This window comes from Nakamurella sp. (assembly GCF_048594475.1).
In the GTDB taxonomy this organism is placed as follows: domain Bacteria; phylum Actinomycetota; class Actinomycetes; order Mycobacteriales; family Nakamurellaceae; genus Nakamurella.
Genome location: NZ_JBMDXT010000039.1, coordinates 1 through 3,507 on the forward strand (window position 1 = coordinate 1; position 3,507 = coordinate 3,507).

1 protein-coding gene is annotated in these 3,507 nt (G+C 69.5%); it reads left to right on the forward strand.

Annotated features, from left to right (window positions below; translation table 11 throughout):
- The coding region (locus ACOJUF_RS02165) for a DNA-directed RNA polymerase subunit beta' (protein WP_420120223.1) at window positions 1–3,507 on the forward strand (3,507 nt) is incomplete at both ends.

Below are 3,507 nucleotides of genomic sequence, written 5' to 3' on the forward strand. Positions count from 1 at the left end.
TTCAAGGGCGTCCCGTCGCGCCTTGGCTACCTGCTGGACCTGGCCCCGAAGGATCTCGAGAAGATCATCTACTTCGCGGCGTACCTGATCACCTCCGTCGACGAGACCGCCCGGCACAACGATCTGCCGACCATCGAGGCCGAGATGGGGGTCGAGCGCAAGAACCTGGAGAACGCGCGCGACGCCGACATCGACGCCCGGGCCAAGAAGCTCGAGGCCGACCTGGCCGAGCTGGAGGCCGAGGGGGCCAAGTCCGACGTGCGCCGCAAGGTGCGCGAGGGCGGCGAGCGCGAGCAGCGGCAGATCCGCGACCGCGCGCAGCGCCAGATCGACCGCCTCGACGAGGTGCTCGACCTGTTCCGCAAGCTGTCCGTGCGCCAGCTGATCGTCGACGAGCTGCTGTACCGCGAGCTCGAGGACCGGTTCGGCGACTACTTCCACGGTGGCATGGGCGCCGAGGCGCTCAAGCAGATCATCTCGGACTTCGACATCGACGCCGAGGCCGAGCTGCTGCGCGACACCATCAAGAACGGCAAGGGCCAGCGCAAGATCCGCGCGATCAAGCGGCTCAAGGTCGTCGCGGCGTTCCAGCAGACGTCCAACTCGCCGCTGGGCATGGTGCTGGACTGCGTCCCGGTCATCCCGCCGGAGCTGCGTCCGATGGTGCAGCTGGACGGTGGCCGGTTCGCCACCTCCGACCTCAACGACCTGTACCGCCGCGTGATCAACCGGAACAACCGGCTCAAGCGGCTCATCGACCTGGGCGCGCCCGAGATCATCGTCAACAACGAGAAGCGGATGCTGCAGGAGGCCGTCGACGCGCTGTTCGACAACGGCCGCCGCGGCCGGCCGGTCACCGGCCCGGGCAACCGCCCGCTCAAGTCGCTGTCCGACCTGCTCAAGGGCAAGCAGGGCCGGTTCCGGCAGAACCTGCTCGGCAAGCGCGTCGACTACTCCGGCCGGTCGGTCATCGTCGTCGGCCCGCAGCTCAAGCTGCACCAGTGCGGCCTGCCCAAGCTGATGGCGCTCGAGCTGTTCAAGCCGTTCGTCATGAAGCGGCTGGTCGATCTGAACCACGCGCAGAACATCAAGTCGGCCAAGCGGATGGTCGAGCGGCAGCGGCCGCAGGTGTGGGACGTCCTCGAGGAGGTCATCTCCGCGCACCCGGTGCTGCTCAACCGGGCGCCGACGCTGCACCGGCTGGGCATCCAGGCGTTCGAGCCGCAGCTGGTCGAGGGCAAGGCGATCCAGCTGCACCCGCTGGTCTGTGCCGCGTTCAACGCCGACTTCGACGGTGACCAGATGGCCGTGCACGTGCCGCTGTCCGCCGAGGCCCAGGCCGAGGCCCGCGTGCTCATGCTGTCGAGCAACAACATCCTGTCCCCGGGCTCCGGCCGGCCGCTGGCCATGCCGTCCCTGGACCTGGTGACCGGCCTGTACTACCTGTGCGGGCGCAAGGAAGGCGCCACGGGCGCCGGCTCCGTCTTCTCCTCGGCCGCCGAGGGGATCATGGCGCTGGACGCCGGCCTGGTCGACCTGCGGGCGCCGATCAAGGTGCGGCTGCCCGGTTCGGTCGTCCCGGGCAAGTTCGACACGCTGCCCGAGGACCACGAGCCGGGTGCCCCCTGGCTGGCCGACACCACCCTGGGTCGGGTCCTGTTCAACGAGCTGCTGCCCGACGGCTACCCGTTCGTGAACGAGGAGCTGCCCAAGAAGCGGCAGGCCGTGATCGTCAACGATCTGGCCGAGCACTACCCGATGTCCGTCGTGGCGCAGGTGCTGGACCGGCTCAAGGAGGCCGGCTTCCACTGGGCGACCCGCTCGGGCATGACGGTGGCCATCGGGGACGTCATCATCCCGGCGCAGAAGGAGGAGATCCTTCTCCGTCACGAGATCGAGGCGGAGCGGGTCGAGAAGGCGTACCAGCGCGGCAACCTGTCGCACGAGGAGCGCAACGACGACCTGGTCAAGATCTGGGAGGCGGCGACCCGCGAGATCGAGGAGGCGCTGCCGCCGGCCTACCCGGCCGACAACCCGGTGTCCACCCTGGTCAACGCCGGGGCCGCCGGTAACTGGATCCAGGTCCGGTCGCTGGCCGGCATGAAGGGTGTGGTGGCCAACTCCAAGGGTCAGCAGATCCCGCGGCCGATCCGCTCCTCGTTCCGCGAGGGTCTGTCGGTGCTGGAGTACTTCATCAACACGCACTCCGCCCGGAAGGGCCTGGCCGACACCGCGCTGCGGACGGCGGAGTCGGGCTACCTGACCCGTCGTCTGGTCGACGTCTCGCAGGACGTCATCGTCCGGGAGACCGACTGCGGCACCGAGCGGGGCGTCACGCTGCCGATGGCCGACCGCTACGCCGACGGCTCGCTGCACATCAACGAGTTCATCGAGACCTCGGTGCAGAGCCGGGTGCTGGCGGCCGACCTGGTCGCCGAGGACGGCACGGTCGTCGTGCCGGCCGGCACCGACGTGCGCGAGCACCACGTGCGGGACGCCGTCGCGGCGGGCATCACCACCGCGAAGGTGCGCTCCGTGCTGACCTGCGAGGCGGCCATCGGCACGTGCGCGGTCTGCTACGGCCGCTCGCTGGCCACCGGCAACCTCGTCGACGTGGGCGAGGCGGTGGGCATCGTGGCCGCGCAGTCCATCGGCGAGCCCGGTACCCAGCTGACCATGCGGACCTTCCACACGGGTGCGGCGTCGGGCTCGACCGACATCACCCAGGGTCTGCCGCGTGTGCAGGAGCTGTTCGAGGCCCGGATCCCCAAGGGCAAGGCGCCGATCGCCGACGCCGCCGGCCGGATCCGGATCGAGGACGCCGACAAGTTCTTCAAGATCGTCATCACCCCGGACGACGGGTCGGAGGAGATCGTCTACGACAAGCTGCCCAAGACGCAGCGGCTCGCGACGATGTCCGTCGACGGCTCCGAGCGCCTGCTGGTGGACGGCGACCACGTGTCGGTGGGCCAGCAGCTGCTCGAGGGCAACCCGGATCCGCACGAGGTGCTGCGGGTCATGGGCCAGCGCGAGGTGCAGCTGCACCTGGTGCGGGAGGTGCAGAACGTGTACCGCTCGCAGGGCGTCGGCATCCACGACAAGCACATCGAGGTCATCATCCGGCAGATGCTGCGGCGGGTGACGATCATCGACTCCGGCTCGACCGAGTTCCTGCCGGGTGCGGTGATCGAGCGCAAGGAGTTCGAGGCGTCCAACCGTCGCGTGCTGGCCGAGGGCGGCGAGCCCGCGGCCGGCCGTCCGGCGCTGATGGGCATCACCAAGGCGTCGCTGGCCACCGAGTCGTGGCTGTCGGCGGCCTCCTTCCAGGAGACCACCCGGGTGCTCACCGACGCGGCGATCAACGCCAAGTCGGACAAGCTCGTCGGCCTGAAGGAAAACGTGATCATCGGCAAGCTGATCCCGGCCGGCACCGGCATCGCCCGGTACCGGGACATCCAGGTGCAGCCGACCGAGGAGGCCCGTGCGGCCGCCTACACGCTGCCGTCG